This is a genomic window from Rhizobium phaseoli, from assembly GCF_010668805.1.
Classification (GTDB): domain Bacteria; phylum Pseudomonadota; class Alphaproteobacteria; order Rhizobiales; family Rhizobiaceae; genus Rhizobium; species Rhizobium phaseoli_A.
In genome coordinates, this window is record NZ_WUFT01000025.1 from 1 (window position 1) to 14,174 (window position 14,174).

At 61.8% G+C, this 14,174-nt stretch carries 11 protein-coding genes; 5 read left to right on the forward strand and 6 right to left on the reverse strand.

Annotated elements, in window-relative coordinates; all coding sequences use genetic code 11:
• Positions 1-378 precede the first annotated feature (378 nt).
• The 4 genes from GR197_RS27770 to GR197_RS27785 all read left to right on the forward strand — a co-directional run bounded on the left by GR197_RS27770 (position 379) and on the right by GR197_RS27785 (position 5,787).
• Positions 379-1,326 (forward strand): ornithine cyclodeaminase family protein, encoded by a 948-nt coding sequence (locus tag GR197_RS27770; protein ID WP_164015451.1) that lies wholly within the window; start codon positions 379-381, stop codon positions 1,324-1,326.
• Positions 1,323-3,788, forward strand: coding sequence for an ATP-dependent helicase HrpB (gene hrpB / locus GR197_RS27775; RefSeq protein ID WP_164015454.1), 2,466 nt, complete (start codon positions 1,323-1,325; stop codon positions 3,786-3,788). The genes GR197_RS27770 and hrpB overlap by 4 nt, the downstream gene beginning before the upstream one ends.
• Positions 3,789-3,811: 23 nt before the next feature.
• Complete coding sequence (locus GR197_RS27780; RefSeq protein WP_204330426.1) at positions 3,812-5,140, forward strand: ActS/PrrB/RegB family redox-sensitive histidine kinase; 1,329 nt, start codon at positions 3,812-3,814, stop codon at positions 5,138-5,140.
• 68 nt (positions 5,141-5,208) lie between these two features.
• Complete coding sequence (locus tag GR197_RS27785) at positions 5,209-5,787, forward strand: ActR/PrrA/RegA family redox response regulator transcription factor (protein WP_164015455.1); 579 nt, start codon at positions 5,209-5,211, stop codon at positions 5,785-5,787.
• A gap of 12 nt (positions 5,788-5,799) precedes the next feature.
• Here GR197_RS27785 and GR197_RS27790 read toward each other — a convergent pair whose 3' ends face one another.
• The gene (locus GR197_RS27790) at positions 5,800-6,294 is read right to left on the reverse strand and encodes an MmcB family DNA repair protein (protein ID WP_164015457.1); all 495 of its coding nucleotides are present in this window, start codon (positions 6,292-6,294) and stop codon (positions 5,800-5,802) included.
• Between the two features lie 179 nt (positions 6,295-6,473).
• On the opposite strand from GR197_RS27790, the gene GR197_RS27795 reads away from it, so the two are divergent.
• The gene (locus GR197_RS27795) at positions 6,474-7,157 is read left to right on the forward strand and encodes a L,D-transpeptidase (RefSeq protein WP_164015458.1); all 684 of its coding nucleotides are present in this window, start codon (positions 6,474-6,476) and stop codon (positions 7,155-7,157) included.
• Positions 7,158-7,234: 77 nt separating this feature from the next.
• Here GR197_RS27795 and GR197_RS27800 read toward each other — a convergent pair whose 3' ends face one another.
• From GR197_RS27800 to hslV, 5 genes are all read right to left on the reverse strand, one after another.
• Positions 7,235-9,406 carry a malate synthase G gene (locus GR197_RS27800; protein ID WP_164015459.1) on the reverse strand — a complete coding sequence of 724 codons (2,172 nt, stop codon included), beginning with the start codon at positions 9,404-9,406 and terminating at the stop codon, positions 7,235-7,237.
• A gap of 91 nt (positions 9,407-9,497) precedes the next feature.
• Positions 9,498-10,904 carry a cytochrome P450 gene (locus GR197_RS27805; protein WP_164015460.1) on the reverse strand — a complete coding sequence of 469 codons (1,407 nt, stop codon included), beginning with the start codon at positions 10,902-10,904 and terminating at the stop codon, positions 9,498-9,500.
• Positions 10,905-10,951: 47 nt separating this feature from the next.
• On the reverse strand, positions 10,952-11,899 hold the full coding sequence (locus GR197_RS27810; RefSeq protein WP_164015461.1) for a DUF1402 family protein: 948 nt from the start codon (positions 11,897-11,899) through the stop codon (positions 10,952-10,954).
• 190 nt (positions 11,900-12,089) lie between these two features.
• Positions 12,090-13,397 (reverse strand): ATP-dependent protease ATPase subunit HslU, encoded by a 1,308-nt coding sequence (hslU, locus tag GR197_RS27815; protein ID WP_164015462.1) that lies wholly within the window; start codon positions 13,395-13,397, stop codon positions 12,090-12,092.
• Between the two features lie 92 nt (positions 13,398-13,489).
• Positions 13,490-14,017, reverse strand: coding sequence for an ATP-dependent protease subunit HslV (gene hslV / locus GR197_RS27820; RefSeq protein WP_164015464.1), 528 nt, complete (start codon positions 14,015-14,017; stop codon positions 13,490-13,492).
• Positions 14,018-14,174 lie beyond the last annotated feature (157 nt).

A 14,174-nucleotide genomic window follows, 5' to 3' on the forward strand; every position in this document is an offset into this window, starting at 1 on the left:
GAACACAAACCAGCAATCGCTAATCCGCTTGAGTTTCTTTAGAACGAAAGACTTCGTCGCCAGCAGCGCCGCCGCCCTCGTTCAGTGAGTGGGCTTATAGAACTAACCCTCCCAAACAGTCAACAGCCAGCCCGAAAGTTTTTTGACATTTTTGTAACAGGCTGAAAATGAAGGGCTTTTAGCGGCAGTCTCCCAAAACGACGAAATTCGCCGCCCCAAGGGGTGGTTTTTGAGATTCGTTTTCGCCGAATCCCGAAGAATGGCTTCGACGAGGGAGACAAGGCTCATATGGGAAGCCTGATGTGGAATTCCAGGTGCTTGCCTATAACGCGCCTCAGCCGCTAATTTGGCAGCGATAAAAGATCCGCGGAGTGAAGAATGCTTGTCCTCGACGAAGAACAGACGCGCGCGGCCCTGCCCTGGCCGGAACTGATCGAGGCGATCGCCCGCATGTTCCAGAGCGAATGCGTGATGCCGGTGCGCCATCACCATGAGATGGAGGTGCCGGGTGAAGAGAGCGCCACACTGCTTCTGATGCCGGCCTGGCTTCCCGGACATTATGCCGGGGTGAAGACCGTCTCGGTCTTTCCTGGCAATATGCGGCGCGGCCTGCCGGCGATCTTCGGAACCTATCTTCTTTCCTCCGGCGCTACCGGCGAGATGCTGGCTGCGATCGACGGCGGCGAACTGACTGCGCGGCGGACGGCGGCAGCATCGGCGCTGGCGTCCCGTTATCTCGCCCGTGCCGATGCGGAGGAGCTGCTCGTCTGCGGGACCGGTCGACTGTCGCTCAACCTGATGCTTGCTCACGGCACGACACGGCCGATCAAGAAGTACCGGGTCTGGGGCCGCAACCGGCATGCCGCGGAAACGATCGCCGCCGAAGCGCGGGCACTGGGGCTGGATGCCGAGGCGGTTGCAGATATTGAAGCCGCGGCGCGAACGGCCGATATCATTTCCTGTGCCACGCTTTCCGGCGAGCCGTTGATATCGGGCGAATGGTTGAAACCCGGCGCCCATCTCGATCTCGTCGGTGCCTTCAAACCAGATATGCGCGAAAGCGACGACGAGGCGATCCGCCGGGCTTCGGTCTATGTCGATACCCGCGCCGGCGCCGTCAGCGAGGCAGGCGATATCGTCCAGCCGCTGATAAGCGGCGTGCTTAGGGAAAGTGACATCAGAGCAGAGCTTGCGGAACTGGTCAGCGGTGCCCATGGCGGGCGAAGCCATGATGCGGAAATCACGTTATTCAAATCGGTCGGCGCCGCTTTGGAAGATCTCGCCGGAGCGATTCTTGCCTATGAGACAGTGACGGGCCGACAGTGACGATCAGTGCATCATTGCCGGAACTTCCGGTTTCACATTTCCTGCCGGCCGTCGGTGCGGCGTTGGCCAATGAGGGACGCGCCGTCCTTTCCGCGCCGCCCGGCGCCGGCAAGACGACGCTGGTGCCGCTTTACCTGCTTGACCAGGCCTGGTGCGGCGACGGCAAGATCATCCTGCTGGAACCGCGGCGGCTGGCGGCGCGGGCGGCGGCAAGCCGGATGGCGTCATTGATCGGCGAACAGGTCGGTGGCACGGTCGGCTACCGCATGCGCCTCGACAACAGGATATCGGCAGCGACACGGATCGAGGTGGTGACCGAGGGGGTTTTTGCCCGGATGATCCTCGATGATCCGGAACTGACCGGCGTCTCTGTCGTCATCTTCGACGAATTCCACGAGCGTTCGCTCGATGCCGATTTCGGGCTGGCGCTGGCGCTCGACGTCCAATCGGCCCTGCGCGAAGATCTGCGTATCCTGGTGATGTCGGCGACCCTCGACGTCGAACGTGTGGCGGCCCTGCTCGATCATCCGCCTGTCATCGAAAGCCTGGGGCGCAGCTTTCCGATCGATATCCGCTACCAGGATCGGCCGGGCGGCGAGCGCGTCGAGGATGCGGTCACCCGGGCGATACTCGATGCCCATGCCGATGAGACTGGCTCGATCCTCGCTTTCCTGCCCGGTCAGGCGGAAATCACCCGAACGGTGGAACGGCTGCAGGGACGATTCGGGCCCGAAACACTGATTGCGCCGCTCTATGGCAATCTCAGCCAGAAGGAGCAGGATGCGGCAATCCGGCCGACTTCCACGGGAACACGCAAGATCGTGCTTGCGACCTCGATCGCCGAAACCTCGATCACTATCGATGGGGTCAGGATCGTCATCGACAGCGGGCTGCAGCGTCTGCCGGTGTTCGAGGCGTCGACCGGGATCACCCGGTTGGAGACGGTGCGCGTGTCGCGGGCTTCCGCCGATCAGCGGGCGGGCCGCGCCGGGCGAACGGAACCGGGTATCGCCGTCAGGCTGTGGCACCAGGGACAGACCGCGGCCCTGCCGGCCTTCACGCCGCCGCAGATCCTTTCCAGCGACCTTTCCGGACTGGTGCTCGATCTCGCCCATTGGGGCGTTCAGGATCCGGCATCGCTTGCCTTTGTCGACCAGCCGCCGGAGACGACGCTCAGGGAAGCGCGGGGGCTGCTTGGCCAGCTCGGCGCGCTCGACAAGGATGGGGCGCTGACACTACGCGGCAAGGTGATGCGTGATCTCGCTTTGCCGCCGCGGCTTGCCGCCATGGTCGTTTCTGCAGGCGAATCAGGGCACGCCCGCGATGCGGCAATGATCGCCGTGCTTCTGACCGAACAGGGACTCGGCGGAACGAACCTCGATATCGAGGAACGGCTGCGACGCTTCAAGGCCGAGCGCGGCGAAAGAGCAGAAGCCTCGCGGCGACTGGCGGGGCGGCTGGCGAGCGGCCTCGACAGAGTTGCCGCAACGGCGCCGGCGCTTGCGGGGCAGCTCTTGCTGCATGCGTTCCCGGATCGGATCGCGCTTCAGCGCGGCGGGCGCGGCCGATTCGTGATGGCGAACGGGCGCGGCGCTGAGCTGCCGGAAACCGAGAGGCTGGCCGGCAGCCAGATGCTGGTTATCGCCGATCTCACCGGGCGGGCGGCGCGGGCGCGGGTATTGGCGGCCGCCGAAGTGACGCGCGGCGATATCGACGCCGAGCTGCCCGGCGAGATCAAAACCGGCGATCAGATTTTTTTCGACCGGCAAAGCCGGCAAATACGAGCGCGGCGGGCAACCCGGCTCGGTGCGATCGTCTTCGAAGAGACGCCCTTGCCGCGGCCTTCCGGCGCCGCGGTTACCCAGGCACTGGTGGAGGGCGTGCGCGAACTGGGGCTCGATCATCTCGCCTTCTCCAAGGAGGCCGTGCAACTTCGCGAGCGGATCGGTTTCCTTCACAGGACGATCGGCGCGCCCTGGCCCGATGTCAGCGACGATGCCCTGCTTTCGCGGCTGGACGATTGGTTCGGCCCCTTTCAAACGGAGGCTCGCGGCCTTTCCGAGATTTCCGCCGCCGGGCTTTCGAACGGGCTGATGTCGTTGGTGCCGCACGAGGTGCAACGCGACCTTAGCCGACTTGCGCCGACCCATTTCGAAGCGCCGACCGGCCAGAGGCACCCGATCCAATATGAGGGCGAGGAGCCGGTGTTGACGATCCGCGTGCAGGAGCTGTTCGGGCTGAAGCAGCACCCGGCCATTGCCGGCGGCCGTCTGCCGCTGCTGCTCGAACTGACCTCGCCGGCGCATCGGCCGATCCAGACGACCCGCGACCTGCCGGGCTTCTGGGCCGGTTCGTGGAGAGACGTGCGTGCCGATATGCGCGGACGTTATCCCCGGCATCCCTGGCCGGAGCGGCCGGAAGAGGCGTTGCCGACGACACGGGCAAAACCGCGTGGTACATGAGCGCCATCCAAGGAGACTCCGGCATGATCGACACGCCCGGCATGATTGACAAGACGCAAAGCCTTACACTGGAGGACCGGTACAGCAGCCGCAGGCTGCGTCTGCAGACGCTGGTGCGGCTGCGTTGGCTTGCCGTCTGCGGACAGGCGCTGACGGTGTTCATCGTGGCCTTCTGGCTGAAATTTTCCTTGCCTCTGATTGCCAGCTGTTCGCTGATCGCTGCCCTTGCCTGGGTGAATTTCTACCTGACGATCCGCTATCCGCCGACCCATCGGCTGGGACCGCCGGCCGCCTTTGCGCTGCTCGGCTTCGATCTTCTGCAGCTGTGCGCGCTGCTCTTCATCACCGGCGGCCTCGCCAACCCTTTCGCAGCCCTCGTCTGCGTGCCGGTCATCATTTCGTTTGCCTCGCAGCCGATCCGTTACAGCACGGCGCTGATCGGCTTTGCGATGGTGTGCATCACGGTGCTTGCCTTTTCGCCTTTTCCGCTGCCCTGGTTCGACGGTGTCGAGATCAATGTCCATAACGTCATGCAGTTCGGGGTCTGGTGCTCGATCGCCTCGACGATGGCCTTCGCCGCCTTCTATGCCTACCGTGTCTCGCTGGAAGCGAGCCAGCTTGCCGATGCGCTGGCTGCGACCGAACTGGTGCTGCAGCGGGAAAAACACCTTTCGCAGCTCGACGGGCTGGCGGCCGCCGCTGCCCACGAGCTAGGTACGCCGCTTGCGACGATCAGCGTCGTCGCCAAGGAAATGGAGCGGGAGCTCAAGGACGACGATCGTTTCCGCGAGGACGTGATGCTGTTGCGTAGCCAGAGCGAACGCTGCCGTGACATCCTGCGGCGGCTGACGACGCTTTCCTCCGAAGGCGAAGCGCATATGCGCCGCCTGCCGCTTTCCTCGATGATCGAGGAGGTCGTCGCGCCACACAGGGAATTCGGCATTATCTTGGAGCTGATCGAAAAGAGCCCGCGCAAGGACGAACCGGTCACCGATCGCAATGCCGGCATCATGTACGGGCTCGGCAACCTGATCGAAAACGCCGTCGATTATGCCCGGGAGAAAGTGATCGTCACCGTCGAGCATGATCACGACAAAGTGCTGATCGTCATCGAGGATGACGGCAACGGCTATGCGCCCGATATTCTGACCCGGATCGGCGAGCCATACATGACCAAGCGGCAGAAAGAGGATACGGCGGGCGGGCTCGGCCTTGGGCTTTTCATCGCCAAGACGCTGCTGGAGCGCTCGGGGGCATCACTGATTTTCGAGAATCGCGACCCCGAAAGTGTGGGCGCGCGCATCCGAATCGAATGGCCGCGCATGCTGATCGACGCAAATTCGACAAAGTGACTTTGTCGGCATAAGTAGGATATAAGCGGTTGACGCAGATCGGGCGTTCAAGCGCCAGGACGAAGACGATGACAGAACAAAATCACGAAAATTTCGCCGCGGCGGATGAAGACCATATCGGTCCCGATGCCAGCCTGCTGATCGTCGACGACGACGGGCCGTTCCTGCGCCGGCTGGCCCGGGCGATGGAGATGCGCGGCTTCCAGGTGGAGACGGCCGAATCAGTGGCGGAAGGCGTTGCGAAATCGAGAGGCAGGCCGCCGAAATATGCGGTGGTCGACCTTCGGCTTGGCGACGGCAATGGGCTCGACGTCATCGAGGCTATCCGCCAACGGCGCGACGATACCAGGATCATCGTGCTGACCGGCTACGGCAATATCGCAACGGCGGTCACCGCCGTGAAGCTCGGCGCCGTCGACTACCTGGCAAAACCCGCGGATGCCGACGACGTCTTTTCGGCGCTGACGCAGCGGCCGGGTGAAAAGGCCGACCTTCCCGAGAATCCAATGTCGGCCGACCGGGTGCGCTGGGAGCACATCCAGCGCGTCTATGAAATGTGCGAGCGCAACGTGTCGGAAACGGCGCGCCGCCTCAACATGCACCGGCGCACGCTGCAGCGTATCCTTGCCAAACGGGCGCCGAAATAGAAGAGACATCCGTCAAACATCATCGACGGTATACGGCTTTCCGTTGGCCCATTCGGCCATCATCAACCTCTGCGCGGCGGCACGTGAGAAATTGAGTGTGACGGATTTTCGCGTGGCCGGGGCCAAACGGTGTTCCGGCGCCTCGCGAATCATATGAGCGCCATAACCATCCGAGAGGAAAAGCCCGCACTCCTCGGGAAAGATGTCGAGCGGCACACCTTCGTGAGTCGCGAAGAACAGGCGGTCGCAATGCTGCCTGTATTCCGGCCATTTGCGATCCACCCTGAAATCCTCGATCGACGTCTTGATTTCGACAATCCAGACCTCGCCCTTTTCCGAAACCGTGATCAAATCGGCACGGCGGCCGCTGGCGAGCGGCAGTTCAGGCAGCACGGCGTGGCGCATTTCATGCAGTAAAATCTGCGTTCCGCGCCGCACCATCATGGCTCTGTCCGATTGCCGGCCATCGATTAACGGATTGTTATTGTAAACGCTCAAAATCGTCATGGATAACCCTAGCAGGGGCTGGCGTGTTGTTGCAAAAAAACCATGCGCTTCTAATTTGCGCCGCAGATGGATTTGTCGCGCAGCAGTAGCCTTGCAAAGCGCAAGTTAATCGAAAATAAACCATAATCAACGATGGTCGAAAGACTGTTCTCCTTGCCCCAAAACTTCAAGAGTCATCTATGCGCATCCGCAATGCATTCCCGGTATTTGGCCTGCTGACGACGCTGGCACTGGCCGGTTGCTCCTCGACATCAGACAGCGCATCCGTCGACGACAAGGGCGCAGGCCCGACGGTACAGACAGCCCAGATCTTCAATGACGCCTATGGCGTGACCAAGGATGCCGGATACTCTCTGCCGGCGATCCCGATCGACAGGGTCAAGCCGCAGTTCCGCCGCCAGGTCGTCAGCTACCAGACCACCGAGCGTCCCGGTACGATCATCGTCAACACGCGCGAGCGCTTCCTCTATTACATCCTGGCCAACGGCAAAGCGATGCGCTACGGCATCGGCGTCGGCAAGCAGGGCTTCGCCTGGGCCGGCACGGCTTACGTCGCCTGGAAGCAGGAATGGCCGACCTGGCACCCGCCGAAGGAAATGGCCGCTCGCCGGCCTGACGTCGCCAAGTATGTCGAAGACGGCATGGGCCCGGGTCTCAGCAATCCGCTCGGCGCGCGCGCCATGTATCTCTTCAACGATGACGGCAAGGACACGTTGTTCCGCCTGCACGGCACACCGGAATGGGCTTCGATCGGCACCGCCGCTTCCTCGGGCTGCATTCGCTTGATGAACCAGGACGTCATTGACCTCTATAGCCGCGTCCGTCCCGGCAAGGGCACGTCCAAGGTCGTCGTTATCCAGTAAGCTAGATATCGAATTCGGTATAAAAAAGGCCGCTGGACTGTCGTTCCGGCGGCCTTTTCGTATTCTCAGCTATGCTCTCACCCGGCCTGCTTCGCCTTGAGTTCAAGGCGGCGGCGGTGTAGCGCCGGCTCGGTATAGCCGTTCGGCTGCTCCCTGCCCTTCAGGACGAGATCGAGGGCGGCCTGGAAGGCGATCGAGCCGTCGAAATTGCCGGCCATCGGCTGATAGGCCGGGTCCTGCTCGTTCTGCCGGTCGACGACAGCGGCCATGCGCTGCATCGTCTCGACGATCTGAGCCTCGGTGACGACCTTGTGGTGCAGCCAGTTTGCCATGTGCTGGGCCGAGATGCGCAATGTCGCACGATCCTCCATCAGGCCGACATTGTTGATATCGGGCACCTTCGAACAACCAACGCCCTGATCGACCCAGCGCACGACATAGCCGAGGATGCCCTGGGCATTGTTGTCGAGCTCGCGCTGGATTTCCTCCGGCGTCCAGTTCGGCCGCACCGCAACCGGCACGGAAAGAATGTCGGAGAGCTTGGCGCGGGCACGGTCCTTCAGTCCCTGCTGAACCCTGGCAACATTGACCCGGTGATAATGGGTGGCATGCAGGGTGGCGGCCGTCGGCGACGGAACCCAGGCGGTGTTGGCGCCGGCCTTCGGATGGGCGATCTTCTGTTCCAGCATCGCCGCCATCAGATCCGGCATCGCCCACATGCCCTTGCCGATCTGCGCATGGCCGGCAAGACCGCATTCGAGGCCGATGTCGACGTTCCAGTTTTCATAGGCCGCGATCCAGGCCGCCTGGCGCATGTCGCCCTTGCGAATCATCGGGCCGGCTTCCATCGAGGTGTGGATCTCGTCGCCGGTGCGGTCGAGGAAACCGGTATTGATGAAGACGACACGCTCGCGGGCAGCACGGATGCATTCCTTGAGATTGATCGTCGTGCGGCGTTCCTCGTCCATGATGCCCATCTTGATGGTGTTGCGCGTCAGGCCGAGCGCCTCTTCGACCCGCGAGAAAATCTCGACGGCGAAGGCCACCTCTTCGGGCCCATGCATTTTCGGCTTGACCACATACATGGAACCGGCGCGGGAATTCTTCCTGCGGCCGGCCGGGCCGATATCGTAAAGCGCGATCAGGCCGGTGATGACGGCATCCATGATGCCCTCCGGCACTTCGGTGCCGTCGCGGTCGAGGATCGCCGGATTGGTCATGAGGTGGCCGACATTGCGCACCAGCATCAGCGAGCGACGATGCACCTCGAACGAAGCGCCGTCTGGGCCGGTATATTGCAGATCCGGATTGAGCTTGCGGGTGAAGCTCTTTCCGCCCTTTGCCACCTCTTCCTGCAGATCGCCCCTCATCAGGCCAAGCCAGTTGCTGTAGACGACGACCTTGTCCTCGGCGTCGACGGCGGCGATCGAATCCTCGCAGTCCATAATCGTCGTGATCGCCGACTCCAGCCAGACATCGGAGATATGAGCCGGATCGGTCTTGCCGATCGCCGTCGTCGCATCGATGACGATCTCGATATGGATGCCGTTGTTCTTCAGGAGAATATGCGTCGGTGCGGCCGCATCGCCGCGATAGCCGGCAAAATGCCCGCCATCCCCCAGCATCGCCTGCTCGCCATCGGTCGATCTGATCTCCAGCGCTCCATCCTTGACGGCGAAACTGCCGACATCCTTCCAGCTGCCATCTTGCAGCGGCGCTGCGATATCGAGGAAATCGCGCACCCAGGCGATGACCTTCTCGCCGCGCTTCGGATTGTAGCCCTTGCCCTTTTCAGCGCCGTCGGTCTCGGGAATGGCGTCCGTGCCATACAGCGCATCATAGAGCGAGCCCCAGCGGGCATTGGCGGCGTTGAGTGCATAACGGGCGTTCATGACGGGAACGACCAGTTGCGGGCCGGCGATCGAGGCGATCTCAGGATCGACGTTGTCGGTCGAAACCTGGAAATCCGAGCCCTCAGGCAGGAGATAGCCGATTTCGCGGAGGAAGGACTGGTATTCGTCCATATCCGCAGGCGAGCCATGCCGGCGATACCAGTCGTCGATCTTGACCTGCAGGTCGTCGCGTTTTGCCAGCAGCGCCCGATTGCTAGGGGCGAGATCGTGGACGATCGCCGAAAAATCGGCAAAGAACTTGTCCGCATCGATCGCCAGACCCGGCAGCACCTCCTTGACGAGGAAATCATGAAGGACGGCTTCGACGGCAAGACCGTTCTTATCAATGCGGCTCATGCGACATACTCCCTGGCAACGACTTTGATTGCTGCCACTTTGCCCGGCTTTCATTCACAGTCAATTCCGCAATAATTCGAAAGATTTATGCTTATCGGGAAATTATGCGCGGTGTTACCCGCATCGGCAGGCCGTTCTGCGGCTGCGTCGTCAGCTTCTGCACCGGCCAGGGATTGGTCTCATCGGTGGAATCGAAGCGATAGCGATGCATCAGCACGGCAAGGGCGATCACCGCCTCCTGAAGCGCAAAGGTTGCGCCGATGCAGACCCGCGGACCGGCGCCGAAAGGCAGGAACTGGAAGCGGCCGATAGAGCCGCGATTTTCCGGCAGGAAGCGCTCGGGCATGTAGGCGCGGGGCCTGTCCCAATAAAGTTCGTGGCGATGCAGCGTCCAGGGCATGATGAGCACCGTGATCCCGGCCTCAAGCTCGACCCGCTCGCCCTTGGGGCTTGTCCAGGAATCATCCGAGATGGCGGCGCGATTGATGGATGGCGCCGGCGGATAGAGACGCAACGTCTCCTCGAAGGCAGCGCGCGTGTGCGGCATCATATCCAGCCATTCCACAGGTTCGGCCTCGGTGGCGAGCACCGCGTCGATTTCTACCTCCATCGCCTCGCGGATATTCGGGCTGTTCGAGACGCAATAGAGCGTCCAGGCCAATGCCCGCGCCGTGGTCTCATGCCCGGCGCCGATAAAGGTCAGAATATTGTCTTCGATTTCTTCCTTCGTCAGCCCGTCAGGGCCGGCCTGTTCCAGCAGCAGGGTGAGGAAATCTTCGGGGGCCGTGGCGCGATCGGCCTTCATCTTTGCGGTTCGCATATCCATCGTGTCGCGCACGATGGCACGGAATTTCTCCAGCACTTTCTGACCGCCGATGCGTGTCACACGTGGAACCCAGGAGGGAGCGCGCATCAGATCCATCGGATCGACGCGGCCCATGCGATGCAGGAGAGCATTGACGTCATCGGCGAAATGGCCGCTCGAGGTGACGATTTCACCCGAAAATAACGTGTCGGCGAGAATCGCGAAGGTCAGCTCGGTCATGTCCGTGCTGATATCGAATATTGCCCCCGTCTCGCCCGCGCTCTGATATTTGCCGGCATAGTCTTCCGACTGGCGCAGCATCTGCCCGGCGAATCCTTGGGCATGGCGGGGCGTGAAAACAGGCGCCACCGCCTTGCGTGATCTTTTCCAGACCGAGCCTTCTGCCGTCAGCAGGCCGTCCCGCAAGATCGGGCGCAGCACCAGCTGGCGTATATCGGACATGCGGTAATTGCCAGCATTGTCGACCAGCACATGCTTGATCAAGCCGGGATCGTTGACGATCACCGTGTGCTGACCGAAGAAGCTCGTCTTGATCCAGGGCAGCGTATAGGAAGGCTCACCCCAGAGTTCGAGCGGATTGCGCAGGATGGTGCGGATGATTTCCAGCCGGCTCGGCGGCACGGTACGCGGCAACGGTGCCGGCGGAACGAAGGGTTCAGGACGCATGTCCATCAGAAAAGCCTTTTGGGGAAGATCAACGCTTCCCGTCAGGCTTGAAGCTAGAGCAGGCCCTTCAGTTCGTCCAGCTTGTCGTTGATCAGCCAGCCGTAATAATTCTCCTCCGGCCAGACAGTCGCACCCGAAGAGCGGTTTTTCGCAGCGAGTGCGGCGGCGCGCTGGCGTGAGTTGCCGACATTATAAAGCGTCGCCGTCAGGCCGGGATTGCCCGAGATGTCCATGCCGGCGATCTCCTTGTAATCGTCGATCGACCGGCGGATAGAGGCGGCGACAAAGGCGAGCGAGATATCGGGATCCATGATGGACTTGTAGACGGCGCCGGCATTCTTCTCGTTCAGCTTCGGATAACCGGAGACGCGGGTCACCAGATCGGAGAGCATCAGCGCCGTCAACGGATTGACCTGGCCGAGGCCGAAGGTCTGCCCGGCATAGAAGGGCTGGAAGAAGACCGCGCTGAAGCGGTTGTCGGGGAAGCTCTTGCCGCCCACGGTCTTGCCGCGGAAGTCACTTTCCCAGACATCTTCGCGGCAGGACCACAGTGTGTAGGCATCGCTCTTGCCTTTGCACTCGGTAAATTGCGGCCGCGCCACGAAGTCGTCGACGTTTTCGCCGTCATAAGCGAAGCGGAAGCTTTCTCCAGCGTAAGAAGCCGCCTTGACATAATAGGACTGCAGCCTGTCGTAGGCGTCGACATTATAGGTGTGTTCGCCAACGATCGCGCCGACGACATGGATGGGATTGATGCCGTAAGCGCTGGAGACCTTGCGGATCTTGCCCATCAGTTCACGATCGGTGGCCAGCAGCTCGTGGACCTTTTCATACTTCAGATCGAAGCTGCTCTTGGTTCCCTTGGTGCGCCTGACGGACGCGCCCGGAATATCCGGCTGCTCGGCATGGCGGTTGCCAGCCGGCACCGTCTGCATAGCGAAGGCGGGCGCCGAATTCACCAGGGCAACGGCAATCAAAAGGCTTGTCAAAAGGCGTCGCACGATTCGCTATCCCGTCCGGTTCCATCGTCCTGTTTGCGATGCGGCTGACTGGACCAGAATCTTGGCCGAATAAAGCCGCAGTGCTAAACAAAGCGGGCCTTCACTAAAAAGTAAAAGGCCCGCTGTCGAGAGTGGAGTTCGTCACAATCCGGCATTCACATCGGGAAAGACATGCACCGGTGCGCCGAAATCACAGAATGAAGCGCGAGAGGTCGGTATTCTGGGCGAGATCGCCGACATGTTCGCGCACATAGGCGGCATCGATCGTTACGGCCGTTCCGCCCCGGTCCGGCGCGTTGTAGGAGATCTCGTCCAGCACCCGCTCCATCACCGTCTGCAGACGGCGGGCGCCGATATTTTCGACTGAGGAGTTCAGATGCACGGCGACATCGGCAAGCGCGTCGATCGCGTCATCGGTGAATTCGAGGCTCAGGCTTTCGGTTTCCATCAGCGCGCGATACTGGCGGATGAGGCTTGCTTCCGTCTCGGTCAGGATCCGGCGGAAATCCTCCTTGTTCAGCGGCCGCAATTCGACACGGATCGGCAAGCGGCCCTGCAGCTCCGGCAGAAGATCCGAGGGTTTGGAGACATGGAAGGCGCCGGAGGCGATGAAGAGGATATGATCCGTCTTCACCGGCCCATATTTGGTCGAGACCGTTGTCCCTTCGACAAGCGGCAGGAGGTCGCGCTGAACGCCTTCGCGCGAAACGCCGGCGCCCATGCCGCCGTCACGGGCGGCGATCTTGTCGATTTCGTCGAGGAAGACGATGCCATCATTCTCGGTGGAGCGAACGGCCTCGCGCTGGATAACCTCATTGTCGACCAGCTTGTCGGATTCGTCGCGGATCAGGTCGCCGTATGAAGCCTTGACCGTGGTGCGGACCTTCTTGGTGCGTCCGCCCATCGCCTTGCCGAACATTTCCGACAGGTTGAGCACGCCGATATTGGCGCCCGGCATGCCGGGTATTTCGAAGCCGCCCATGCCGGAACCGGCATCGGCCACCTCGATATCGATTTCCTTGTCGTCGAGTTCGCCGTCCCTCAGCTTCTTGCGGAAGTTTTCGCGGGTGGCGGGCGACGCGGTGGTGCCGACCAGCGCATCGAGAACACGCTCCTCGGCGCTGACATGCGCCTTGGCCTGGACCTCGGCCCGCTTCTTCTCGCGCACCAGGCCGATGCCGACCTCGACCAGATCGCGGATGATCTGCTCGACATCGCGGCCGACATAGCCGACTTCGGTGAATTTGGTGGCTTCGACTTTGATGAAGGGCGCGCCGGCGAGTTTTGCCAGGCGGCGGGAGATTTCGGTCTTGCCGACGCCGGTCGGGCCGATCATCAGGATATTCTTCGGCATGACTTCGTCGCGCAGGCTCGGATCGAGCTGCTGACGACGCCAGCGGTTGCGCAGCGCAATCGCGACGGCGCGTTTGGCGTCATGCTGGCCGATAATGTAGCGGTCGAGTTCGGAAACGATCTCGCGGGGGGAAAAAGTCGTCATTGCGTGTCATTCTCCTGGCGGTCCGGGGCAATCAACAACGCCCGGCCGTAATTCGTCTTGCTCGCCGCCGCGGCGGCCGGGAGGCCCGAGGTTCAGCCTTCGACATCCAGCGATTCGACCACGATATTGTGGTTGGTGTAGACGCAGATGTCGGCGGCGATTTCGAGAGCGCGGCGCGCGATCTCTTCGGCCGATTTGTCGGTATCCATCAGCGCGCGGGCGGCGGCTAAGGCAAAATTGCCGCCCGAGCCGATCGCCGTCGTGCCATGCTCGGGCTCGAGCACGTCGCCATTGCCGGTGATCGCCAGCGTGATCGACTTGTCGGCGACGAGCATCATGGCTTCGAGATTACGCAGGTATTTGTCGGTGCGCCAGTCCTTGGCGAGCTCGACGGCGGCGCGCATCAGTTGTCCTGGATATTGCTCCAGCTTCTTTTCAAGCCTTTCGAGCAGGGTAAAGGCATCAGCCGTTGCGCCGGCGAAACCGGCGACGACTTCACCCTTGCCGATGCGGCGCACCTTGCGGGCATTGCCCTTCATGACGGTCTGGCCGAGGCTCACCTGGCCGTCGCCGGCCATCACCACTTTGCCGCCTTTTCGAACTGTAATGATCGTTGTCATCAAACACCTGTCTGCCCACGACGCGGGCGTTTACGCGAGACCACACATTGGCCCTGTTGAGCCCTATGTAAGAGGGCCGGCGCCGTTTGCAAATGGGCCGGCTTTTCTCTTGCCCGGCTTCTGGATATTTGCCGATGCGCCTGATAAGGAACGGCCT